Consider the following 23,502-nt stretch of genomic DNA (forward strand, 5'->3'; position numbering starts at 1 on the left):
GGTATACTGAGCAGTGCTGCAAAGGTTACCGCTGCAATTTCCTGAGCATCCATCGGTTTGACAATTGTGTGATTTTGGGTGACAGCATTCTTCTTTGCAATCGCCGCTGTCGCAAGACGGCTGTATCTGTGCGAATGACTGTTTTATGAAAGTTTGCGAACTGGTCGCGGTTTTAATAACCTGCTTCTCCTTTGTACTGCAAGCCTGAGAAATCCCTGGCGCCAGAAATAACGCGAGTGTAAGGGAAAGCAACAGTATTTTAAAATTTCCGACCATTGTAAGTAAACAGCACAAAGATAGGGAATTATTTTAGAAGCTAAACTACTTCCTTAAAACGAAATTTATTTTTCCTAAATTATTCACAATGTTACTCTTAGCAAACTGTAATAAATACGTCAATAAATGTCCAGTTTTTTATTAAAAAACTGGACAAATAATTTTTAGTCTACCTACTCTCATACCCCTCCTTAAACTTCAAAAACTTTTCTGCGTCCTTTGGATTTTTCTTCATCCATTTTTTCATTAGTGCGGTATTGTGCTCCAGCTGTTTTACTTGCTCTGTTTCATAAATCGCCTTGTTTTCATACTTGATCTCCTCCAGGATTTCCTCTCGAACCTCGGTCTTGGTGCGGATGCTTTCGCGGTACCAGTTTTTTCCTAGATAAACAGTTGCTGTTAAAATAAAAAATGCAACCAGCAATAGAGCCAGGATTCCGAAAAACCAATATTTAACAGTATCTGATTTCTGATGGAATTTTTCCAGATGCTTTATAACGTCCGGAGATAATTCTGTGATAATATTGTTGGGGATGGATTTAAGCAATTCCTGCCGTTTTAGATTTTCTTCATGTGCCAGTGCTTGGATCTTTTTCACATCCTCCTTGATGTCGCAGTACATGTGGAAAATCGCCTTCCCCGAAATTTCTACCGCCTTATTGCTTTCTATGACGCGGTGCAAAAGTTCGATGCCTGCATCTTGTGAAGAATAATTTTCTGTATTCATGTCTTGGTTGTTAAATTCGTTGTTCATTTTATTTTTTTAATTAATTTAATTTTGTTTTGACTTATCGTCTTCTTTTTCTCTTCCTCAGCAATTCATCGTCTGCCGCCGGTGTGTAGCTCGGTTTGAGGAGTTCCTTCACGGCATTTTCAATCTCCCTGAGGGCTGATTTTTCCGGATGTTTTATTTCGTTCGTTTGTGGATTACTCTGACTGAAAATTGCCGACTGGTAGCTTTCCGCATTCCGGTTTAGAATTTCTTTGATGTCCTTAATCTTCAGTTTGCTGGTGATCTCCGAAAGTTTGTAACCGGGATGGTACTGCCTCTGGGTATGGTCGTTTATGTCCTTTAATCTAACAATCCGCATCCCCGAAATACCGTCCTTCACATTCTGCGAGAGCGTCACTCTGTAACCACATCTCCGCATATAATCGACCAAGTCATCAAAATTTCTTGAGACCTTCATACAGTTTTGCAGGATTTTCAGCATCTGCTGCTTTTTCTCCTTTCCGATTTCCACATCTGTTTTCAGGTTCATCTCTTTGCAGACATTTCGAACCGATTCGCCGAAGCGCCTTCCGATATTGGCAGATTTTACCGTGCATTTACCATAAACATCTATGCGGTTCACGATGAAGTGGATATGTTTCTGCTTCGTGGAATTGTGGACATCCAAGACGATTTGGTTATTTTCTGTAAGTCCCACATCTTTCAATGATTTTAAAGCCAGTTCCTTCAATTCGTCGTTGGTCAGTATGTCTCCAATTTCCTTTGCCGGAGAAATGTAACCTGTGAGAGCCCATTTCTTTACATTCGGATTTCTCTCGGCGACAATCTTCATCTCTTCAAATCTTTCCTCCGGCATTGTTGAAAGCAGGTTGTTGGAATAAACACATTCCGCCGTGCCTTTGTCATTGCCGTTGTATTCAATCGCTATCTTACTGATCCTCCTCGTCGTTGCCGAATTGTTCATGCTTGATGATTTGTTGGTAGAGGTATTCCCGGATCAACCTCGTTGCAGTTTGAATTTCCTCAAGGATCTCTTTCTTGTTTTCAAACTCATTCCATTCTCTGTTCCGGAGCAGATTGGATATCCTTATAAAATTGTTGCCATAATTCAACAGGACTACATCGGTTTGAAACTCGTTTACTTTAAGTTCCTTTTCGGTAGAAATCAGTCTTAAATATTTTGAAATTTTGAGTTTGTAGAAGTCAGCCTCCTTTTGAATTTTCTCAAACTCCTTTTCGGTAAAACGAACTGAGACTACCTTCGAAAATTGGTTCGCCGTCTTCTTTTTCAAACCTCCCTCTCTACCGATTTCGCGAAAGCGGTTCCTTCTTTTTTCTTCTGCAACCTTTGCAATTTGCTGCTCGGAAATCTGTCTTACAAACTGTTTTAAAAAGTCATTTTTCATATTGTGTTTATGTGGTGTTTAATTTTTTTATAATTTTAAACTATGGGCTTGAATCGTAGTTCCAGACATGCGTTTCCGACGATAGGAGGAAACCAAAAAGCCCGATTTTTACGGCAAGCATACGCTTGTTGTAAACATTGGGTACTTTTTGCACTAAATACATGGCCAGTTTTTACCCAGCTTTTTTAGAGTATTCCACCTGTGCTTATTTTGCGCAGCCCGGCTTGTATAAATCTTCATCTTTTTCTCCTGTAAATATTCCGGTTTCCCTCAGCATCGTGTATGGCTGTTTGATTTTTTTCAAGCTTATTTTCAAGTGTCTTTTCTTCCTGTGATATCAGGAAATCATTCAGATCTTGATGGAGGAAATATTCATTCGATCGGTCATTTGCCTTCGGGAAAATTTTCAAAATTGAATCCCGGCACTGTTCGCCGGCGCGGTCGTTATCCAGGTACATTTCGACAGATTTATAATTTCCAAAAAGCCCTGATGTCTTGTGAACCATGGCGACAGAGTTCAGAATTAGATAGTCGGAAGGTGTCTTTTCCGGTTCTAAAATTTTATGGGAGAGGTAATCGGTAAAGCCCTCGAAAACCTTGAGGTTTTCAGAATTATTTTTTATCGTGGTGATATCCTTTTTTCCAAGACAGATTTTGGAAAAACTGCTGCGGATTTCGTAGCCTCCCGAATCGTTTTTAAAACCGAGCCCGAAATATCTTTTGTCGTTAATCCGGTAGTGTACTTCGCTCAATTGCGATTTTTGTGACTCGAGTTTTCTTGATTTCAAATAGTCTAACAATGCCGGGTGAATAACTTCCTTTACTTCGAGAATTTGATTTGTATTTTCAGCAGTAATTGCTTCCGTCACACTCGGCTTTTTATAAGAAAAATCGAAACGAGAAAGATATTCAAGAGCATCGGATACAGTGCATTGTTTGAGCTCCTGAACTATCGACACGACATCGTATTGTTTTCCAGTGCCAAAATCAAAGGCAATATTTTTCACATAATTCACTAATAAACTTGGCGTTCGTTCTTGTCGATTGATAGCATAATAATAGGCTGTTTTCGGATGTTCTTTGCTTGGGAATAGAGAAAAACTTTCCATTACTTCTTTGATGCTGATATTTTCGTTGGCTTGTTTGCAATTCATTTTTTGTGTTTTTAAAATTTATTTCTTTATATCCAGTTATATTTTCACCGTTTTTCCATACCTGCCTACCTAGACATTGAATATCAGTTCGTTATATCATTTTATGACTTATCTTGTTGTTACCTGTTAATTGGATCCCTACTTCAACTATGGTAGTTTAGGTAAAGTCTTATCTATTTTATTACCTTGATAAATATTTGTAAATGAGTTCTGTAAGTCCAATTAGGTAAGTAGGTAGGATAAATTGAATGTCAATGATTTAAACTTTCTTTCAGTCAATCTTTCTTCGGATCAGGTAGCCGTACACCTGGAGTTTCGGATGCTTGATTCTTTCATACTTGAGCCTGGTGAGCGCCTTTCCGACCTTGATGTTGTTCAATCTTAAATTCAGGGCGTTGTTCATTGCCACAACGATGTCCGTCGCCGTAAGAAAGTCCTTGATATCCTTCGATTTCTCGAAGTGTGCGGAAACGATTTCCTGCTCAAGTGAAAGCTGGGAAAACTGCTCGTTCCTCAGCTCATTAGCCTCTATGTCCGAGAGCGTCATTTCCGGTTGGTAATTTTTTCTTTCAAAAGCATTGTGGTACGCCTGCGCCCATACCTTGTCTATGTCTATTTCTTTGGAATAATTGAAGTCAATGCTTAAAACTTCGAAAACCAGCCACCTTACGCTTCCTGTCTCGTCGGTAAGGAAATCTGTTCTGTTGGTGGAGGCAACAAAGGAACATATCCTATCCATGTTCTCCGGCTTCCGTCCGTAAGGCACCCTTACTTTTGCGCCGCCCATCGAGATGAAGGATTTCAGAGTGTTGACATCCGATTTGGACAGGACGGCCAGCTCGTCCGCATTGAGGATGAAATTTTTGCAGATGGCAATGATGCCGTCCTTGTCCACTGTGACATTTTCGGAATAATAACCCTTGAGCCCGTCCGGGATGAGGAACCGCAGGAAGGTGGTTTTGCCCGTGTTCTGTTTGGAGCTTGCCAGCACGAGGCACTGCTTGTTGACATAGTCTTTCTTCAATGCGCAAAGCACGGCGCGGGTCAGCCACTTCTCGAGATGGTAGTGGAACGCTTCGCTGTCGTTGGTCCGAACAAATCCCGCCAGCTTCCGGATATGGTCTTCGCCGTCCCAGCCCGCGAGTTTTTTAAAGTATTCCGCTATCGGGTTGTATCTCTTTATCAGGTGGCTCCGTACTAGGATCTCCAACTTCTGCATGGTGATCTGCATCCCGGCCTGTACGAGTTCTATCAGCAGGGAGTTGATGTTTAGCTCTGTCCAGTCGTCCTTTCCCTTGAGCGATATTTCTATCTCCAGGGCGATGGCGTTAAAGCGAAGGTCATACTTGCTTTCCAGATACTTCATCACCATATCGAAAATGGTAGTGGTCTCGGAAGCGGTTTGGTAGAGTACTGGGATTTTTTGCTCTTCAGCCGGCTTGTTGGTTATTTCTTCCATCGCTCCAGAATTTCCTGCTCGAATGCATCGTAGTCATCATTTTGTATTTCCTCCACATTATCCCCCAGAAGATAAGCTTCCAGATCTTCTTTGCGAAAGTAGATTTTCTTTTGCCCCTTCTTTTTGTAGGCCTTCAGTTTGCCGTGGTGTTTGAGTTGGTAGAGATAGTCCGGATCCAGGTTGAGGAACAGCGCGGCCTCTTCCTTGGAATAGATCTTCTTGGTTCCGAGGGCGAGCATCTGTAGCGCCTTGGAGGTAAACTCTTTTTGCGAGTTTACCAAGGTGGACATTTGGCTTTCTAGCGCAGCTAGTCTTTCTTGGTCTTTCATTTCGTTGAATTTTGTTGAGGCCAAGATATTTCCCAAAGAAATAGCCGCCTAAAAGCGACTTAAAAAGTTTTTTGTAAAATAAAACAACCTAAAGAAATGTGCGTTCAATAGGAGGTTTTGTTTTATAATGGTTTAGTCAATAAACCATTAAAAGCGACTAACTGTCACCTTTATAATTCTGTTTATCAGACAAATATGATTTTTAAAGAGAAAATGTTTTTTTGGATTTTAGACTATATATCATCCTGAACATCGCTGTTGGAAAGATATTTTGAGAGGTTCCTGCTGTTTATTGGCTCTTCTGCGATATTTCCGAGCCTGTCTTTTGCCGAGGTGACGGCGTTGATAATTTTGCAGGTTTCGGCTTGGGTTATTGTGCCGGATTTACAACTTTCCATAACATTAGTAAAGGTCGAGAAAAAGTCCAAAATAGGCTGTACGCTCACGCCGTTCCTTGCAGGCTTTGTAAACAGAATCTTTCCAGAGTTTTTCTTCCGCAGTAAAAAGTCCGATAAATCCCTCTCGGAATCTTTAGAAATAAAATAATCCCGCAAAATGTCATCAATGACCATATTCGGATTCTTTTTTATTTCAAAAGCAAAATCGGATTCCTGTAGGATAATATTGTTGTGTTTTGCGAGTTCGTTGGTTTCAGATAAAATGATTTGTTGATTATTTAATTCGTTTGAAATCTTAGTGCCAACTTTCAAAAATTCTCTTTTTAACTCATTGGAATGGTGTTCTATTTTATCTGCCGCGTCTTGCTTTTCTCGGAACTCAAACCTTTCGCTATAACTGTTTTTCTTGAATTTTTTGAATGCCTGAATTGGCTTAAATGGGTGTTCCATTTTTACCTCGAACAGTATTACGGCAAGAATTTGAAGAATGATATAGAATAGGATTTGGGTAAAGTCGATCTTCTCGGCATGGATATCTTCCAGTATTTTCCCGCCCCAGAAAAAGGAAAGCGACAATGAAACCAAAAATAAATTCAAAACGATTAAAAACCGCTGGGTGTTCCAGTCGTTATACCAGTTTGCCCTTTCCTTGGAGTAATAGTTTATCGCAAACGGACTGAACGCAAACCAAAGCCGCCCTGCAAGATAGAAGGGGACAAGGATTGTAAAGGTTACCATTAGAATATATGTTGCGATATAGAAGTCAGTCATAGATAACGTACTAAAATATTCTTACACAAAAATAGCATTAAAATAAAATACTTTTGTTCGTGAAATGTTCGTGACAAATATAAAAAAAGACACTCACATTTCTGTAAGTGTCTCATTTTCAGTGCTCCTCTTGCTGGGCTCGAACCAGCGACCCTCTGATTAACAGTCAGATGCTCTAACCAACTGAGCTAAAGAGGAATTTTGCTCTTTGCGTTAAGCGTTTGCAAATATAAAAACTTTTTAATTACTGCCAAAATTATTTTTAGAAATTTTTAAAATTTTCCAGTAATCCACTTCACAATATCGTTCCCGAAGATTAGAACCATTAATCCAAGAAGGAAAATTACTCCGATCATTTGCGCGTTTTCAAGCACTTTTTGCGGAACCGGTTTTCCCGTGATCATTTCCCACAAGGTAAACATTACGTGACCGCCGTCTAAGCCCGGAATTGGAATCAAATTAAGGAAAGCCAACCAAACTGAAAACATCGCCGTAAAGCTCCAGAAAAATTCCCAATTGATGGTTTCCGGCATTTGTTTGATGATTCCGATTGGTCCCGAAACTTTTTTGTAACCTTGAGTTTTGCTGTTGAAAACAATTTTAAACTGCTTAATCTGCATCGTCAAAACATCAATTGTTCTTTGGAAACCTCTTGGAATTGCCCCTAGTAATGAATATTTTTTTGTGACTTGTGATTTTTCAAATTCTTTTTGAGCAACATTGGTATCGGTACTAAATCCGATTTTTCCTTTGTTGTCAACTTTGACATCAATTTTTTGCGGAGCATTATTTCTCTCGATGTCTAAAGAAATATTTTGATTTTTATACTTCTCGAGTTCTGGTCCCAACTCGTCAAAAAACGCAATAGGTTTTCCATTAACACCAACAATTTTGTCACCTTTCAACAATCCAGCTGCTTTCGCTGTTCCGTTTTGGAAAAGACTGTCAATCACAGCGGGAAATCGTGGACTAAAATAAGCTTTCGCCTCACTTTGCGCCAAAACTGCCGCGACTCCATCTTCATTGATTGGGAAAGTAATTTCTTTTCCTTCCCGTAAAACGGTTGCATTGTTTGCAAAAAGCATGTTGATGGTGGAAGTCTCCATTCTTTCGGCAGGTTTACCATCGATTTTCAAAATTTTATCTCCGGTTTTCAAGCCCATTTTTTGCCCGGCGTCAGAAACCGCAACTCCGTTCTCAAACTTCGCATTGTCGTGGAAAGTTTCGCCTTTAAAATAGCTTAATGAGGAATAAATAAACCAAGCCAAAAAGAAATTCACGGTAACTCCACCCAACATGATGATTAATCTTTGCCATGCCGGTTTGCTTCGGAATTCCCAAGGTTCTGCGGGTTTTTTCAGTTGCTCGGTGTCCATGCTTTCATCCACCATTCCGGCAATTTTCACATATCCTCCAAAAGGTAACCAGCCGATTCCGTATTCAGTTTCACCCACTTTCTTCTTCACTAATGAAAACCATGGGTCAAAGAAAAGGTAGAACTTTTCGACTTTGGTCTTGAAATATTTTGCGGGGATAAAATGTCCCAATTCATGCAGAATAACAAGGATTGAAATACTTAATATGAATTGAAATAATTGTATTAAAGTCATTGATTTTAATTAAAATTAAAGATTTGCGAAGATACGAATTATCAAAAGCATGCCAAATAAAAAAGGTCCTCATTTTGAGAACCTTTTGTCATATATTAAAGTGTTTTTAGAAATTGAAAGAAACTCCTAAAGATCCATTATTTCCAAACTCTCCGTAAACACCTACATTATTGTTGAAGAAATACCTAACTCCAAGATGCGCTCCGAAACCGAAATCTTTACCAAGAACTCCCAAATTTACACCTGGATAGATATCCCATTTTTCAGGAAGAGAAAGTGGCTCTTGTAAATGGAAACCTACTCGTCCGAAGAAGAAAATATTGTTGTCTTTGTTTCCATCCTTGTAACCGTCAAAATATACATTTGCTCCCGCTCCGATTGATACAATTTTACCTAAACCGTAATCATAGGTTCCGGTAATTCCGTTTCCGTAACCCCATCCGTTGAACCCTACTTGAAGTTTTTGATCACCCTTTCCGTTCCAAGCTTGTGCAAATGCAGACTGTCCTAAAAAGAACATTGTGCATACTAATAGTAACTTTTTCATAATTTAAGATTTTAATGTTATGCTTTCGAGCAATCAAAAATAAGACCAAAGGTAAAATCGTTTAGTTCAGACTGTTTAAAATTTTGTATATTTAATGGCCATTTTCATTAATATCATTATGAATAGTTTAAAAATTGCAGGATTAAATTTGGACATCTTGTGGAAACAAAAAGAAAAAAATTATGTTAAAATCGACCAGTATTTTGTTAAAATCTCTTCAGACTTACTGATTCTCCCCGAAATGTTTTCCACAGGATTTTACATGAACCCTGAAGAAATTGCAGACCGAAATCAGGAAACCTTATCCTGGATGAAAAGTTTTGCACAAGAAAAGAATACCGCAATTTGCGGAAGCGCTTCCATTGAGGAAAATGGAAAATTTTACAACCGTTTTTATTTTGTAGAAGCCAACGGAAACTACCATCATTACGATAAAAGACACCTGTTTTCTTTTTCAGGAGAAAATAAAACCTACTCTTCAGGAAACGAGAGAGTCATTGTCAATTTTAAAGGATGGAGAATTTTGTTGCAGGTTTGCTATGACTTAAGATTTCCTGTGTTTGCAAGAAACAATGATGATTACGATGCCATTCTTTATGTGGCAAATTGGCCTGAACCAAGAATTGATGCTTGGAAAACTTTGCTGAAAGCAAGAGCCATTGAAAACCAATGTTATGTTTTTGGTCTGAACAGGATTGGGACCGATGCAAATAATTTGAATTATCCTGAAAGTTCTTATTGCTTCTTTGCTGATGGAAGCGTGGTTTCTACGCTGGAAAACAATATCGTTTCCGCAGAATTTGATGCTGAAAAATTAAAAGCGTTTCAAGACAAATTTCAGTTTTTAAATGATAGAGATTCTTTTGAAATCAAAGATTAATTGGCAAATTTTTTTAGAAGTTCCGTCAAGGTATTCACATCATGAACGCCGCTTTCTTTCCAAAGCAAATCGCCATTTTTGAAAACCGCCAAAGTGGGTACGCCGCGAACCCCATACTCTGCTGCAATAGCAGGGAATTGATCGACATCAATTTTTACAATTCTTGCCAATTCACCAACATTTTCTTTTACCGTTTTTAAAACGGAGGACTGCACTTTACACGGACCACACCAAGTGGCGAAAAAATCGATTAATACAGGTCTTTCCGAGTTGATAAGTTCTTTAAATTTTTGAGACATCGCTTATTATAAATGATAATTGGTAAATGATAATTGATATTTTTCGCAGCAAATTTTAGTCCAAATACCTTAAACTAAAGTTTTAGTTTTGAAGTTCGGAATCTTTTTTCTGAAGGGGAATTTCGCAGTTTCCCGATGCACATCCGAAACGGAAAACCGCCATCGAAATGAAATAAAGTCCAAACGGAATCATCCACCAGGTTCTGTCGTTAATTGCGACTAAAACGAAGAAAATTCCACCAATCAGGTAAATAATTCTTCTAAAATTCCAATTTGACAAGTAGTTTTTCATGAGTTTAATTTATTTTGAAGTGAATCCCAACCTCCTCCATTGTAAGCTTCGAAACCGTTTTGTTTGAGGATTGCTTTTGCAGACGCGCTTCTCATTCCGCTTGCACAACACGTAACAATCGGTTTTTTCAAATCCAATTTTTTCATTTCTGCGGCAAGTTGTTGCAACGGAATATTTTTGGAGTTTCTGATATGTCCATTAGAAAATTCTGCGGGAGTTCTCACGTCAATAATTTGAGCGCCGTTTCGCACCAATTCTTTATAATCAACAGATTTTCCGCCAAATAATTTTTTTATGAAATCAAGCATTTTCTTTCTTTTTAGCGTTATCAAACATGGAGAACAACAAATAACCCATCAACATTCCGTACACTGAAGAGTTAAAAGGTTTTGAGGTAATCGCACAACTTCCTGTATTACAACCGATGAAGTGATAATAAGCGTAACCTAAAATTCCGCCGACAAAAATCCCGATAATCCCTAATTTATATTTTTGAATAAATTCTTTCATTTTTACAATACTTGGATTACGGTAAATAAATTTTCATCGGAAACTCCTACAACTTCGTGAACCACATCCACAGGAATTTCAAAAGTATCGAATTGTTTTAACAAAATTTGCCGGTCGTCAAAAACGAAATCTATTTCTCCTTTTAAAACCAACAAAGTCGCAGGAAAAGCGGTGGTATGTTTTTTCAAAACCGCATCCTTTCCCAGTGCAACTGCAAAATATTTTATTTTGTCGTTTTTTCGGAGATGAAAAACATTCGCCTTTTCTGTACTAAATTCTATATTTTCTAAAATGTTCATTCTTTTTGATTTTGAATTGCCGATACATTTTCTAATGTTTTTGCGCTATAGACATTTTCGATCCCGTGTTTCCGAAGAATGTCTAAAGCTTGTTGCGCCTGAAATCCACGATTGCAAAATAAAACGGTTTGTTTTTGCTTTCTAAAAAAATCGAGATTACTTTCAATTTCCGCTAATGGAATATTGACTGCGTTTTTTGCGGTTTTCTGTTCAAATTCTCCCTGCATTCTAACATCAACTAAAGTGGTTTCGGGATTGTTGACCATTTCTACCATGTTGACATTCTGAGTTGAAGTGGGCGGAATCGTCGTCTTACATGAGACCGTCAGAAAACCGATTATCATAAAACCAATTAGGATGTTGCTTTTCATTTTTAATCTTTTTAAAAAATTCACCAAAAGAATTCTCTCTGAAAGAATTTCACCGCCGAAGTCGAATTCGCAGCGATGAAAATTCACTCTTTAATGCGTTTTGCTTTGACAAACGAAATTACTTTTCGAAACCGATGTTTCCTTTATTTTATTAAAACCGCCTTCAACTTCTGAAAAATTTCTGATTCCTCTTGAATTCAAAATACTTGCGGCAATCATACTTCGGTAACCTCCTGCACAGTGAATAAAGAAATGTTCATCGTTGTTCAGCGAATTTGCCCACTCATTAATATCAGAAAGCGGTCTTTGAAAAGCTTCGTTGACATGTTCCGCTTGATATTCACTTTCTTTTCTTACGTCGATGACTTTTGAATTTTCATTAAATTTCTGTGCGAATTCTTCCGCAGAAATTCTGTTAATCGTATCAATTTCCTTTCCTGAATTTTGCCAAGACTCGAAACCGCCATTCAAAAATCCAACGATATTATCGAAACCAACTCTTGAAAGACGAGTAATCGCTTCTTCTTCAGTTCCTTCATCGCAAACTAACAAAATCGGTTGCTGTACATCCACAATCATGGCTCCAACCCACGGTGCGAAATCTCCCTTCAAACCAATATTAATCGAGTTCGGGATAAATCCTTTGTGGAATTCTGCCGCGTTTCTTGTATCTAAAATTAAGGCGCCGCTTTGTTCAGCAACATTTTCAAAGTCTTCAACGGAAATTGGGTTTTTCCCTTTCTTCATCACATTTTCAAAACTTTCGTAACCGCCCTTGTTCATGGCGACATTCATCCCGAAATATTGTGGTGGTGCAGAAAGTCCGTCTAAGACTTCTTTTACAAAAGATTCTTTGTTTGGTTGATTCAAAGCGTAATTGGTTTTTTTCTGATTTCCCAACGTATCCACCGTTTCTTTCTGCATATTTTTTCCACATGCAGAACCTGCTCCGTGTGCAGGATAAACGGTGATTTCATCGGAAAGCGGCATGATTTTGTTCTGCAAACTTTCATATAAAATTCCCGCCAATTCTTCCTGCGTCATGTTTGCGGCTTTTTGCGCCAAATCAGGTCTTCCAACATCGCCTAAAAATAAGGTGTCGCCGCTGAAAATCGCAGTTTCTTTTCCGTTCTCGTCAATCAAAAGATACGTTGAACTTTCCATCGTGTGTCCAGGTGTGTGCAAAACTTTGATTTTGATTTTCCCGATTTCAAAAATTTGGTTGTCTTCGGCGATAATCGCGTCGAATTCAGGTTTTGCAGTGGGTCCGTAAACAATCGGTGCTCCTGTTTTGTTCGACAAATCAACGTGTCCCGAAACAAAATCCGCATGGAAATGCGTTTCGAAAATGTATTTCAACTTCACGCCGTCTTTTTCAAGTCGGTCGATGTAAGGTTTTGTTTCTCTTAAAGGGTCAATAATTGCTGCTTCGTTTTCGGAAACAATATAATACGCTCCTTGAGCAAGACAACCTGTATATATTTGTTCTATTTTCATAATTTTATTCTTAAAGTTTTGCGCAAATTTCGACATTAATTATACCAAAACAGCGATATAAAATTTAATTTCAATTGATAACATCAATTGTTCTAATTTTCTATCTGTATTCGGAAGAATTTCCCGCTTTGTCGGTTAATCTTCCTCCTTTTCCTTCCTGCGTCATTTCCCACATCCATTCTTCGTTGGTGAAAATTGGATTTCCGTTGGAACTTGTAGTTTTTGCGGAAAGTTTTTCTTCTTTTGCTCCTGTTTTTTGCAGTTTTACGGCGACTTCGCTTCCTTCGGCAAAATAAGTTACCGAGATTTCTTCTCCCTTGTCGTTTTTCAATTTCACTGCATCTTGCACCAAACTCACTTCTTTAGAATTCGGAGTCGAAGTTTCTGTTTGTGTTTGAGCTTCCTTCTTACAAGAATTCAGTAAAAACAAACCGAAAATTAATATTGCTAATTTTTTCATTTTTAAAATTGTTGTTTTAGAAATACTTCTTTAATGATGATGAAAATTCCCATTGCAAGCACAATCCAACCAAAAAGTGGCTTCAGTTTTTTTCCGTCCATTTTTTTTGAGATTCCCGTTCCTATAAAAATTCCTACGACAGATAATGCGCTGAATGTCAACAGAAAAGTCCAATCGTGTTTCACCATCTTCATGGTGCTGAGAAATCCTAAAGTGGAGTTCATCGCGATAATAAAAAGTGAAGTTGCAACCGCTCGTTTCATATTCAAGCCGAGCAACATGACTAAAGCGGGAACAATCAAAAATCCGCCACCTGCACCGATTAATCCTGTGATAATCCCTACCAAAAGTCCTTGAGAAACCAAAATAGTGTAATTGGTTTCGCCATCTTTGCTGAGTCGTGGTCTTTCAATTCTGCGAATCATTTTAAACGACGCAATCAACATGAGAATTGAAAAAAGCAGCAATAAAAACATGTCTTTTGTTAACGTAATTCCCCATCTGTTGATGATATAATGCGGTAAATGCGGCAAAACCAAACGGCGTGAAAACAAAACTCCCAAAATCGAAGGAATCCCGAAAATAAATGCGGTTTGAAAATCGATTTGTTTCTGTTTTATAAATCCCGCACTTCCAACCAAACTTGTAACTCCAACCACGAAGAGCGAAAGTGCAGTTGCCGTAACCGCATCAAAACCAAATACATACACAAAAATCGGAACACTTAAAATACTTCCACCACCACCAATTAATCCCATAACGAGTCCGATGATGATTGCGGAAAGATATCCGATGATTTCCATTACTAATTTTTGGCAAAGTTAAACTTTAATTTAAGGTTTGAATGTGACCGAGGTTACAAAAGAATTTTTAGTTAAATGATTGAATAATAAGCTTATTGTCGCCAATTTCGACTGTATCTCCTATTTTTTTTTCCTTTAGTTTTGCAAAAATCGGAGCTTCCTCCGAAAAAGAAATCACCTCTTTATCGCCAATTTTGAAAACAGGAACAGAAATCCCCACGAACAGAAAATTTTTGTCTGTTTCAACGACGCTTCCGTTTTCGATTTCACTGTGGAGCATTTCTTTTTCGTTTTCTAGAAAAACAAGGTTTTGGTTTGCATCGCCCAATAATTTTTCATAACGCAGCTGCATGTCTTTCGCCTCGCTTTGATGGGAAAAATCTTCAGGATCGTGCGTGCTTTCTTCATCCATATCTGAAGCTTTGCGGTAGTTCCCAACGGTTTCTTCCAAATTTGAAATGATTTTATTTTGCTCAGCGATTATTTGCTCTAAAATTTCTGTCCTTTTCATTTTTTAAGTTTTCCTATTTAACAAATTTACTGAAAAATTACAACCGAACTTCAATCGTTAGAAATGCGATAAATCATAATTAAAAGTTATAATTGATATTCACAAAGAAATTTCGTCCCGGTCTCGGAATTCGGTTCCAATCGGCGTAAGTGGTGTAATTTCTGTCCAAAAGGTTTTCCACACCAAGTTTAGTAAAGATTTTACTGTGACCAAAATCGAATTTGTAACCAAGATTTGCATTCAGCAAGACATAATCAGAAACAGGTTTTTCGCCATAAACTGAGGCGTAACTGCTGTGTTTCAAATTTCCGTTTACAGAAACTTCTGCATTGAATTTATTTTTTTCAAAGAGAATTTTAGACAAATAAGAAATGGGGCTTATAAAAGGAAGGTTCACGTTTTCAAAATCTTTTCCGCGACTGTAAACAACTTGGGAAGTCCATTTTAATTCAGGCAAAACCTTAATTTCAGCATCTAAACTGATGTTAAAAATGGTGGCATAATCTAACGCGGAATACAGTTTTACTCCTTTCGCACCAATCGTCATGGGAGCAAAATTAGGGTTGACTTTCCCTACAATATAATTTGAAATATGGAAATAAGACGAAGAAATTTTGCCAAAGAAATTGGTCTTTTTCAAACTTAGATAAGCGTTGGCTTCAAGAGAAGATTCATTTTTTAGATTTGGATTTCCGATGTAGTCGTAATTTTCAGAACTGTTGAAAAGATAAAATCCGTAACCTTCAGAAACGGAAGGCGCTCTATCACCGTAACCAACGCCGATTCCGTACTCAAAACCAAACTGATTTCTGCTATAATTTGCGGAAACACTTTTTAAAATACGATTGTTTTGCACCTTCATTTCAGGATAAAAAATTTGAAGACTGTTCAAACCAAAATCGCTTTGAACCTTATTGGAATGATAACTTAAAGAGGCCGAAAATGTAAATTCAGAAAAATCGTCGAGCTGAAAATGGTCTTCTAGAAAAATTCCCTGATTGAAAGTTCTCACATCGGGCCATGTGTACATGAACATTAAATTTTCCGTAGGATTGGTAGGATACATCGTCATTTCCGCAACCGATTGATTGTAAAATCCGTTCAAATTTAAATTGAAGTGATGTTGATTCAAAGTCGTTTGCAGTTTTGAAAAATATCCCGCAGTTTTGCTCCAACCGGGCATATCCATGTGAATGGGAACGGAAGGACGTTTCGTATCGTCCATTCTGTGTGTGATGGTGTTGAAATAAATTTTGGTTTCCCAATCAGAAATAAATTTATTTTTTGGAAGATATTGAAATTTCAGCGAGGTAATTAACGCTTCCGCTAAAGAAACGTCCATCGGTAAAGCAGGATAACCAACATCATTGGCTTTGTCGTAAATCACGGACGCTTCAAGAAGTTTGTTCTTTCCTATTTTTACTCCGCTGATTCCTGAAATGTTAAATTTTCTGTATTGCGAAAACCGAATTTCTTCACCGTTTCCTGCTTTATAATTTTCCGCGTCTCGGTTCATGAAATTCAAATCGGTGTAAAATTTTGTATTTCTGTAACTTGCGGATGAGCCGAAAATTTTCTGAAGACTCACGCTTTCAAATCCTGAATTGAGTCCGAAGCGAAACTTTTCGTCGCCAAACGTACTTTTTTCCCGCACCAAATCTATGGAACCTCCAATTGTACTTCCGTGCGAAGAACCACTTTGTCCTGAAGAAATTTCGGCTCTTGAAAGATTGGAAACCTCAACATAAGAAGTTACAGGATCCATTTTGTCGGTACATGCACCGAAAATCCGCATTCCGTCAATCGTTACTAAAGTTCGTTCAGTAGGCATATTGTTCAGTATCGGTTCCCATGCATAAGCACCACGTTTCAACATATTGATGTTTGCGGATTGTTCTAAATATTCATCAATGGAACTCAAAGGTTTCGATTGTTTTTGAGAAATATCTTTCGTTCCAATTACGATAACTTCCTGAATATTGCTGTGTTTCAACGAGTCGTGCTGAATATCCTGCGCAGAAAAATTCAGATAAAATACCGACAGAAAAAACAGCGGAATTGTTTTTTTCATTTTTGAAAAATTAGGTAAAAAGCAATGCTTCACAATCATCGGAAACATTGCTTTTGAAAAAGTGATTTTAGAATTCGATTTCGTGATAAAGCGAACTTGCAGGATTTGCTTCCGTTACAGGTTCTCCTTTCAAAACAGTTCCATCGGCTTTTGTAAGTTGCAGGTTTAGTTTCCAATAACCAGTCATTGTGAGTGAAAGTTTTCCGAAATAAAATCCACCAGCTTGCACTTGTTTCGCATCTACATTATTGGGCGAACTGTGATTTCCCATTCCGGGCATTCTTGGGTCTAATTTCACGGTAAGTCCGTCTGCAACAGGGAAATTCATCATATCCTCCATTTTCCAAACTCCTACAACCCAATCGTTTACGGAAACTTTTGGCGTTCTTGGTTCGATGTAGGCAACGATGTATCTGCTGTTATCCGAACCCAAAAAAGAAGTTACCGTTTTTTTGCTTTCCAAAGGAACAGAAATTCCTGTTGTAGCTGTATAAGAAGCTCCATTAATTTGGTAATCAATTTTCAAATCCCAATATTCAGAAGCGTTTTCTGCCATTTGAAATACGATATAACCTTCGTATAAAGTACCATCAGTTGATATTTTCTTAACCGCAGATTTCGGGCAAGAATGCGACATGGAAGTCATGTGCATTACAGGCATCCAAGAAATTGTCGCGCTTTTTTCGTATTGATTCGTGGATTTATTTTTTATTCTGATTTTAAGGTTGTTGTAACCCATTTTTGCAGTTCCCGATGCGGAATACAGTTCGATAACGTGAGTATCATTGGAAACTTCTTTAATTTTATTTAATCCATCTAACTCGTTTACGGTTGGAGTTACAGGGTCATCGGAGGTTCTACAAGACGTAAGGAACAGTGTCATCGCAAAAAATGCAATGAATATTTTAAGTGAAAATTTCATTTTTTTAAATTTTTGATTAAAAAAGGTTGATGTTCTTAAAGTCTTTTTAACTTTAAAAAACGAGGTTAGATTCCATTCAAAAAAAGCATTGAACAGAAAGACAGAAAATCAAAAATTCAGATTTGCGGCGGATGCGGAAGAATATTGAAAAAACCTTTGTTCAAAACAAAATTTGAAACGGTGTTGAAATTTTGATATTCCTTCACAACTTTTACTTTCTTGAAACTGAATTCTAAAGCTTTTGTCGGAAGAATATTGAATTCAAAACTTTTCACCACTTTGAAAGGCGAGTTGGTTTTCTCGCTTTCTTTTTTCATTTCGCATTTTCCGTGGCAGTTCATTTCGGGTTTTGCCTTGTTGATACAGTGGATTTCATAGAAATTTCTGTTGATTTTATAATCAATCAAAAGCAAAGAGTTTTGGAAACTTGCCAAAAATATAATTGCGGATAATATGGAAAGAAAAAAGGTTTTCATTTCAGAATTCAAATATAAGACTTTTTAATCCGAATTCATAAATGATATTCGTCACTAAAAACTACGTTCTAATTCTTTTTAAAAAATGTAATTATGGTTCAATATTTTTTATCTTTATCCTTTCAAATTTTTTAAACAAAATGGCAGACAAGGCAAAATTCATTGCAGATTTAAACGCAAGATACACTCCGAAAGGTGAACACATCATCCTCGGAAAAGGAATTTTCAACGGTGAAGTAGTACCAGAAGTCAACGTCACACTTCCTCTAAAAACCATTAACCGACACGGATTGATTGCAGGTGCAACGGGAACGGGAAAAACCAAAACGATACAGGTTTTTGTGGAACAGCTTTCGCACGCAGGAGTTCCGTCTTTGGTTCTTGATATCAAAGGGGATTTTTCGGGAATTGCAGAACCTGGTCAAAGAAATGCCATTATTGAAGAACGTTATGCGAAAACGCAACTCAATTGGGAAGCCCAAAGTTTCCCTGTGGAACTGATGACAATTTCAGGTGAAAGAGGCGTAAAACTTCGTGCAACCGTGACCGAATTTGGACCCGTTTTGCTTTCAAAAATTTTGTTGCTGAACGATACACAGGCAAGTATTATGTCGATCGTTTTTAAATATTGCGATGATAAAGGTTTGCCGCTGATTGATTTGGATGATTTGAAAAAAGTTTTGCAATATGTCACCGATAATCCACAAGGAAAAGCTGATTTAGCCAATAATTACGGCTCCATTGCTCCTGCTTCTTTGGGTGCGATTCTTCGTTCCATTGTTGCTTTGGAACAACAAGGTGCGACAAATTTCTTTGGGGAACCAAGTTTCGACGTGGAAGATTTATTGCAACAGAGAGACGGAAAAGGGGTGGTAAATATTTTACGAGTTGCCGATATCCAGACGCAACCTCAGCTTTTCTCAACATTTATGCTTTCACTTTTTGCGGAGATTTACATGACTTTCCCAGAAGAAGGCGACGTTGGAAAACCAAAACTCGTTCTCTTTATTGATGAGGCGCATTTGATTTTTAAGGAAGCTTCAAAAGCTCTGCTTTCCCAGATTGAAACGATGGTGAAACTCATTCGTTCAAAAGGGGTGGGAATTTATTTTATCACCCAAATTCCAGGAGACGTTCCTGAAAATGTGTTGTCGCAGTTAGGTTTAAAAATTCAGCATGCATTACGTGGATTTACCGCAAAAGACAAAAAAGAAATCACCAAAGCTGTTGAAAATTACCCAATTACGGAGTTTTACGATGCCGCAAATCTCATCCAAAATTTAGGAATTGGAGAAGCTTTTGTCACTGCATTGGACGAAAAGGGCATTCCGACACCTTTGGTGGATACTTATTTAATTTCGCCCGAATCAAGAATGGACGTTCTTACCGATGCTGAAGTGGCAGATTTAACTTCTCGTTCCGCATTGGTTGCAAAATATGAAAATGCCGTTAACAAAGATTCTGCCTACGAAATGTTGACTTCACGAATGGAACAGGCCGTTCAAAATGCTCCCGCAACAGTGAAAACAAAACCTGTGAAAGAAGAACCAGGAATGGTAGAACAAGTTTTAACAAGCCGTGCCGGAAGAACTTTCACCAATACTTTGATGAGAGAAGGTGCAAAAGCGATTTTAGGAATGTTTGGTTTGGGTGGAAGAAGAAGATAATTATGCAAGAGCAATCGACAATCAAAAATTTTTAGTCGAAAGCTGAAAGAAGAAAAATGTATTCAATAATTGATATAGAAAGTAACGGCGCAGGTTTCAGGAAGGAAAGCATTATTGAAATCGCAATATATAAATATGATGGTCATGAAATTGTGGATCAGTTCATTTCGTTAATCAATCCTGAAAACGAGATCACCCCTTTTGTGCAAAAACTGACTAAAATTTCACCAAAAATGGTAAAAACTGCACCAAAATTTCATGAAATCGCCAAAAGAGTTGTTGAAATTACGGAAGGCACCACTTTGGTTGGACACAATATCGACTTTGATTACAGGATGCTTCGCCAGGAGTTCAAAAGATTGGGTTACGAGTTCAAAATCAACACTTTAGACACCATTCCACTTGCAAAAAAATTGATTCCCGAAGCGGAAAGTTATTCGTTGGGAAAACTGGTAAAATCTTTGGGAATTCCGTTAACCGACCAACACAGAGCGGGAGGTGACGCAAGAGCCACTTTGGATCTATTTAAGTTGCTAATTATTAAAGATAAAGATTCAGAAATCATCCAGCAACATCACGAAGAAGTTAATGCAAAAACTTATCTAAATAAAGTTCGCGATTTAACACAGGATTTGCCTTCAGAAAGAGGAATCTTGTATTTCCAAAATTCGGATGGCAAAATAATTTTTTCGGATTTTGTGGAAGATTTAAACAAATTTGCAAAATCGGTTTTCAACACGAAAAAGAAGCGTTGGGAAAAACTTCAGGAAGAAACCGAAAATATTCAGTACGAATTAACGGGCAATGATATTTTGGCAAAACTGATGATGAAAACCAAAGGTTTACGAAAACGGGAAAACCTTCCTCTTGGGCTCTATCACAAAAACGACAAATATTTTGCCGACCGAACTATCAATCAAAAAGAAGAAAAACCACTGCTGAAATTCAAATCATTTACGCAAGGTTTAAAAGCCGTAAGTTTTATTAAATCGAATGAAAAGTTTGACGATATAAAAGAGTTCACAAAACTAATCAACCTTAAAAAACGCAATGAAATTTGGCTTTCTTCAGGAAGAACATTAGGGGAAAAAAGTTTTCTGCTTTTTGAAAATGGCAAACTGACTTCCTACGGATTTTATGAATTCCACACCCAAATTCAATCCAGAAAGAAAATTAATCAATTGAAGATCGATGTCAAAACTTCAACCGTTGATTTGCAAAATGATTTAAAGTTAGGTTTATTGCGTGGCGATTTTGAAATTCAGCCACTTCCGAAATAATTTTTCTTCAAAAATTTCTACATTTGCAGTCTCGAATTTGAAACAAAGTTTCATCTTCCGTCTTCGCACTTCAAAACTCAAACTCATCAAAATGACCAATAAAGATTTATTAAAAATAGCCGACCAATTCGGCACTCCAACTTATGTTTATGATGCAGAAAGCATTAAAATTCAATACGAAAAACTCACTTCATCTTTCCATAAAAGTACACGGTTTTTTTATGCGTGTAAAGCACTTTCCAACATCAACATCTTAAAATATGTAAGAAGTTTGGGCGGAAATCTCGACTGTGTTTCCATCAACGAGGTGAAATTGGGTTTAAAGGCAGGTTTCGAACCGAGTAAAATTCTTTTCACGCCAAACTGTGTGGATTTGGCAGAAATCGAGGAAGCGATGTCGCTGAAAGTTCACATTAATATTGACAATATTTCCATTCTTGAACAGTTCGGAAATAAGCATGGAAATTCTTACCCAATCTTCGTGAGAATCAATCCGCATATTTTCGCAGGCGGAAATTATAAAATTTCGACAGGGCACATCGACTCAAAGTTTGGAATTTCTATTCACCAACTCCGTCATATTGAACGAGTTATGAAAACCACGGGAATTAATGTAGAAGGTCTTCACATGCACACCGGAAGCGAAATAAAAGATCCTGATGTTTTTCTTCAGGGCTTGGAAATCATGTTTGAACTGGCGGAACATTTCCCGAATTTGAAGTATCTCGATATGGGAAGCGGTTTCAAAGTTCCTTACCAAGATGGCGATATGGAAACGGATGTGAAAACTTTAGGCAAAAAAGTAGAGAAAGCGGTTTCAGAATTCTCTAAAAGTTCAGGTAAAAAATTTGAGCTTTGGTTTGAGCCGGGAAAATTCTTAGTTTCAAAATCAGGACATCTTTTGGTAAAAACCAATGTGATCAAGCAAACTACAGCGACTGTTTTTGCAGGAATCAATTCCGGTTTCAATCATTTGATTCGTCCGATGTTTTACGATTCTTACCACATTATTGAAAACCTTTCCAATCCAAAAGGTTCGGAAAGAATTTATACCGTTGTCGGAAATATCTGTGAAACAGACACTTTCGCGTGGGACAGAAAAATTAATGAAGTTCATGAAGGCGATATTTTGGTTTTCAGAAACGCGGGAGCTTATGGTTTTGAAATGAGTTCCAATTTTAATTCGAGACTGAAACCTGCCGAAGTTCTTTGGTTGGACGGAAAAGCGCATCTCATCAGAAAAAGAGATGAATTTGAAGATTTATTGAGAAATCAAATCGAGGTTTTGTAGATTTTTTTTAAGTTTGGCTTAAAATAGATCAAACTTTAAAATGAAAAAACAACTTTCTGCTTTTTTGTTATTTGCATTTGTGACTACTTTCAGTCAAATAAAAAACTGGGATGCAGATCCATACTATAAAGAAGGTTCCGATAAGTATTTTGCTGAATTTAGAAGAGCGCTAACCTATGTGCATCAAGACTATACGGTTTTTGGAAAAATGACATTCTCTGTTTTCGTTGACGATAAAGGCGTGGCAAAAATTGTAGATGTAAAGCCGAAGGTGAAAAATTACGACCTTTTCCTTACCGATATTAATTACGTTTTACGTAAGACAAACAAAAAATGGATTCCTGCGCAAAAAGATAATAAACCCGTAAGTTCAAATTATACTTTTATCATCAATTTCAATACGGAAGTTTATGACCACGATTAAGAATTTTAAAATGAAAAAAAAAATCTCAGTTTTATTTATCTTCTTGGCAGTCTTTGGTTTTTCACAGCAGGTTTATGAAAACTATCCTCCTGGTCAAACCGACTATGTTGGTGGAAACGTTCAATTTTACAAAGATTTCAAAAAGGTTTTGATTGAAAAAAAAATCAAGCCTTGTGAAAAAAACGAGCACTACCTCTTTCGATTGGTTATTTATCCCGATCAAACAATTAAATATATAAAAGAAGAAGATCAAAAATATCTGGAAGAAAATAAGTGCGCATTTGATGTTTCTAGAGAAGTTGCAAAATATCTCGACGGATGGAATCCTGCAAGTGTAGATGGAAAAAATGTAGCAGCAATGACCAGCTTCTGGATTTTCCCGAATGAGCTGTTTGGTGAATTACCTGAGGATTATGATCCGGTGAACGACATGATTTTGGCGAATTACGAAGGTGGAATAAATAATTTCAGGAAGAAAGTTGTTCAGGATATTGATATGAGGAGATTTACTTTTAACGGGAAATTTCGCATCGAAGTAACTTTTGTAATAGAGAAAGACGGCAAAATGAGCAATGTGCAGCTTGCACAGTCATCTGGTTTAAAAGAATTTGACGATATGCTGGTTAATCGGATAAAAGGTATTAGAAACAAATGGACTCCTGCAAGTATTCATGGAGTTCCTATAAAATATCGGTTCAGATTGCCCTTGCTTTTCTCAGCAGAATAGTATTGACTCTTACCAACAAGAATTTTCTGCCATTCTGTC

Annotated in this window: 28 protein-coding genes and 1 tRNA gene; 6 read left to right on the top strand and 23 right to left on the bottom strand. The window is 37.5% G+C overall.

Going from position 1 to position 23,502, the window contains the following annotated elements:
* Nucleotides 1-445: 445 nt before the first annotated feature.
* The 10 genes from J4771_RS08420 to J4771_RS08470 all read right to left on the bottom strand — a co-directional run bounded on the left by J4771_RS08420 (nt 446) and on the right by J4771_RS08470 (nt 8,683).
* The gene (locus J4771_RS08420; RefSeq protein WP_224134521.1) at nt 446-1,030 is read right to left on the bottom strand and encodes a hypothetical protein; all 585 of its coding nucleotides are present in this window, start codon (nt 1,028-1,030) and stop codon (nt 446-448) included.
* A 34-nt stretch (nt 1,031-1,064) separates the two neighbouring features.
* The gene (locus J4771_RS08425; RefSeq protein ID WP_224134522.1) at nt 1,065-1,973 is read right to left on the bottom strand and encodes a relaxase/mobilization nuclease domain-containing protein; all 909 of its coding nucleotides are present in this window, start codon (nt 1,971-1,973) and stop codon (nt 1,065-1,067) included.
* Entirely contained in the window at nt 1,939-2,415 is a 477-nt protein-coding gene (locus J4771_RS08430) for a plasmid mobilization protein (RefSeq protein ID WP_262900162.1), read from the bottom strand. Before J4771_RS08430 ends, J4771_RS08425 begins: the two co-directional genes overlap by 35 nt.
* A 236-nt stretch (nt 2,416-2,651) precedes the next feature.
* The gene (locus J4771_RS08440; RefSeq protein ID WP_224134524.1) at nt 2,652-3,569 is read right to left on the bottom strand and encodes a toprim domain-containing protein; all 918 of its coding nucleotides are present in this window, start codon (nt 3,567-3,569) and stop codon (nt 2,652-2,654) included.
* A gap of 271 nt (nt 3,570-3,840) precedes the next feature.
* Nucleotides 3,841-5,028: a virulence-associated E family protein gene (locus J4771_RS08445; RefSeq protein ID WP_224134525.1), complete on the bottom strand. Its 1,188-nt coding sequence runs from the start codon at nt 5,026-5,028 to the stop codon at nt 3,841-3,843.
* On the bottom strand, nt 5,016-5,357 hold the full coding sequence (locus tag J4771_RS08450; RefSeq protein WP_059344231.1) for a helix-turn-helix domain-containing protein: 342 nt from the start codon (nt 5,355-5,357) through the stop codon (nt 5,016-5,018). Before J4771_RS08450 ends, J4771_RS08445 begins: the two co-directional genes overlap by 13 nt.
* A gap of 233 nt (nt 5,358-5,590) precedes the next feature.
* Nucleotides 5,591-6,493, bottom strand: coding sequence for a hypothetical protein (locus J4771_RS08455; protein ID WP_224134526.1), 903 nt, complete (start codon nt 6,491-6,493; stop codon nt 5,591-5,593).
* A gap of 157 nt (nt 6,494-6,650) precedes the next feature.
* Nucleotides 6,651-6,724 (bottom strand) — tRNA-Asn (locus tag J4771_RS08460).
* Between the two features lie 74 nt (nt 6,725-6,798).
* Nucleotides 6,799-8,136: an RIP metalloprotease RseP gene (gene rseP, locus J4771_RS08465; RefSeq protein WP_224134527.1), complete on the bottom strand. Its 1,338-nt coding sequence runs from the start codon at nt 8,134-8,136 to the stop codon at nt 6,799-6,801.
* A 106-nt stretch (nt 8,137-8,242) separates the two neighbouring features.
* On the bottom strand, nt 8,243-8,683 hold the full coding sequence (locus tag J4771_RS08470; protein WP_224134528.1) for a porin family protein: 441 nt from the start codon (nt 8,681-8,683) through the stop codon (nt 8,243-8,245).
* A gap of 118 nt (nt 8,684-8,801) precedes the next feature.
* Here J4771_RS08470 and J4771_RS08475 point away from each other — a divergent pair, with 118 nt between their 5' ends.
* Nucleotides 8,802-9,563, top strand: a complete 762-nt coding sequence (locus tag J4771_RS08475) for an amidohydrolase (RefSeq protein ID WP_224134529.1) — start codon at nt 8,802-8,804, stop codon at nt 9,561-9,563.
* Here the strand turns inward: J4771_RS08475 and J4771_RS08480 are convergent.
* The 13 genes from J4771_RS08480 to J4771_RS08540 form a co-directional block, all read right to left on the bottom strand.
* Nucleotides 9,560-9,862 carry a thioredoxin family protein gene (locus J4771_RS08480; protein ID WP_224134530.1) on the bottom strand — a complete coding sequence of 101 codons (303 nt, stop codon included), beginning with the start codon at nt 9,860-9,862 and terminating at the stop codon, nt 9,560-9,562. The two genes, J4771_RS08475 and J4771_RS08480, sit on opposite strands and share 4 nt — an antisense overlap.
* Nucleotides 9,863-9,944: 82 nt before the next feature.
* Nucleotides 9,945-10,154 carry a hypothetical protein gene (locus tag J4771_RS08485; protein ID WP_224134531.1) on the bottom strand — a complete coding sequence of 70 codons (210 nt, stop codon included), beginning with the start codon at nt 10,152-10,154 and terminating at the stop codon, nt 9,945-9,947.
* On the bottom strand, nt 10,151-10,462 hold the full coding sequence (locus J4771_RS08490; protein WP_224134532.1) for a rhodanese-like domain-containing protein: 312 nt from the start codon (nt 10,460-10,462) through the stop codon (nt 10,151-10,153). Before J4771_RS08490 ends, J4771_RS08485 begins: the two co-directional genes overlap by 4 nt.
* Nucleotides 10,455-10,664 carry a DUF6132 family protein gene (locus J4771_RS08495; protein ID WP_224134533.1) on the bottom strand — a complete coding sequence of 70 codons (210 nt, stop codon included), beginning with the start codon at nt 10,662-10,664 and terminating at the stop codon, nt 10,455-10,457. Before J4771_RS08495 ends, J4771_RS08490 begins: the two co-directional genes overlap by 8 nt.
* A gap of 2 nt (nt 10,665-10,666) precedes the next feature.
* Nucleotides 10,667-10,963 (bottom strand): cupin domain-containing protein, encoded by a 297-nt coding sequence (locus tag J4771_RS08500; protein ID WP_224134534.1) that lies wholly within the window; start codon nt 10,961-10,963, stop codon nt 10,667-10,669.
* The gene (locus J4771_RS08505; RefSeq protein ID WP_224134536.1) at nt 10,960-11,334 is read right to left on the bottom strand and encodes a rhodanese-like domain-containing protein; all 375 of its coding nucleotides are present in this window, start codon (nt 11,332-11,334) and stop codon (nt 10,960-10,962) included. Before J4771_RS08505 ends, J4771_RS08500 begins: the two co-directional genes overlap by 4 nt.
* A gap of 90 nt (nt 11,335-11,424) precedes the next feature.
* Entirely contained in the window at nt 11,425-12,831 is a 1,407-nt protein-coding gene (locus J4771_RS08510) for an MBL fold metallo-hydrolase (protein WP_224134537.1), read from the bottom strand.
* 100 nt (nt 12,832-12,931) lie between these two features.
* Nucleotides 12,932-13,291 carry a hypothetical protein gene (locus tag J4771_RS08515; RefSeq protein WP_224134539.1) on the bottom strand — a complete coding sequence of 120 codons (360 nt, stop codon included), beginning with the start codon at nt 13,289-13,291 and terminating at the stop codon, nt 12,932-12,934.
* A 2-nt stretch (nt 13,292-13,293) separates the two neighbouring features.
* A complete protein-coding gene (locus J4771_RS08520; RefSeq protein WP_224134541.1) occupies nt 13,294-14,094 on the bottom strand; it encodes a sulfite exporter TauE/SafE family protein in 801 nt (266 codons plus the stop codon).
* A 67-nt stretch (nt 14,095-14,161) separates the two neighbouring features.
* Nucleotides 14,162-14,605, bottom strand: a complete 444-nt coding sequence (locus J4771_RS08525; RefSeq protein ID WP_224134542.1) for a hypothetical protein — start codon at nt 14,603-14,605, stop codon at nt 14,162-14,164.
* A gap of 79 nt (nt 14,606-14,684) precedes the next feature.
* The gene (locus tag J4771_RS08530; RefSeq protein ID WP_224134543.1) at nt 14,685-16,676 is read right to left on the bottom strand and encodes a TonB-dependent receptor plug domain-containing protein; all 1,992 of its coding nucleotides are present in this window, start codon (nt 16,674-16,676) and stop codon (nt 14,685-14,687) included.
* A gap of 67 nt (nt 16,677-16,743) precedes the next feature.
* A complete protein-coding gene (locus J4771_RS08535; protein WP_224134544.1) occupies nt 16,744-17,598 on the bottom strand; it encodes a hypothetical protein in 855 nt (284 codons plus the stop codon).
* A 116-nt stretch (nt 17,599-17,714) separates the two neighbouring features.
* Nucleotides 17,715-18,074 carry a hypothetical protein gene (locus J4771_RS08540; protein WP_224134545.1) on the bottom strand — a complete coding sequence of 120 codons (360 nt, stop codon included), beginning with the start codon at nt 18,072-18,074 and terminating at the stop codon, nt 17,715-17,717.
* A gap of 140 nt (nt 18,075-18,214) precedes the next feature.
* Here J4771_RS08540 and J4771_RS08545 point away from each other — a divergent pair, with 140 nt between their 5' ends.
* The 5 genes from J4771_RS08545 to J4771_RS08565 all read left to right on the top strand — a co-directional run bounded on the left by J4771_RS08545 (nt 18,215) and on the right by J4771_RS08565 (nt 23,463).
* Nucleotides 18,215-19,741, top strand: a complete 1,527-nt coding sequence (locus J4771_RS08545) for a helicase HerA-like domain-containing protein (protein WP_224134546.1) — start codon at nt 18,215-18,217, stop codon at nt 19,739-19,741.
* Nucleotides 19,742-19,797: 56 nt separating this feature from the next.
* Nucleotides 19,798-21,021, top strand: a complete 1,224-nt coding sequence (locus tag J4771_RS08550) for a 3'-5' exonuclease (RefSeq protein WP_224134547.1) — start codon at nt 19,798-19,800, stop codon at nt 21,019-21,021.
* A 91-nt stretch (nt 21,022-21,112) separates the two neighbouring features.
* Nucleotides 21,113-22,312 carry a diaminopimelate decarboxylase gene (gene lysA, locus J4771_RS08555; protein WP_224134548.1) on the top strand — a complete coding sequence of 400 codons (1,200 nt, stop codon included), beginning with the start codon at nt 21,113-21,115 and terminating at the stop codon, nt 22,310-22,312.
* Between the two features lie 40 nt (nt 22,313-22,352).
* Nucleotides 22,353-22,736 (top strand): hypothetical protein, encoded by a 384-nt coding sequence (locus tag J4771_RS08560; RefSeq protein WP_224134549.1) that lies wholly within the window; start codon nt 22,353-22,355, stop codon nt 22,734-22,736.
* Between the two features lie 10 nt (nt 22,737-22,746).
* Nucleotides 22,747-23,463 carry an energy transducer TonB gene (locus J4771_RS08565; RefSeq protein ID WP_224134551.1) on the top strand — a complete coding sequence of 239 codons (717 nt, stop codon included), beginning with the start codon at nt 22,747-22,749 and terminating at the stop codon, nt 23,461-23,463.
* Nucleotides 23,464-23,502 lie beyond the last annotated feature (39 nt).

It is taken from the genome of Candidatus Kaistella beijingensis, assembly GCF_020084865.1.
GTDB classification, from domain to species: domain Bacteria; phylum Bacteroidota; class Bacteroidia; order Flavobacteriales; family Weeksellaceae; genus Kaistella; species Kaistella beijingensis.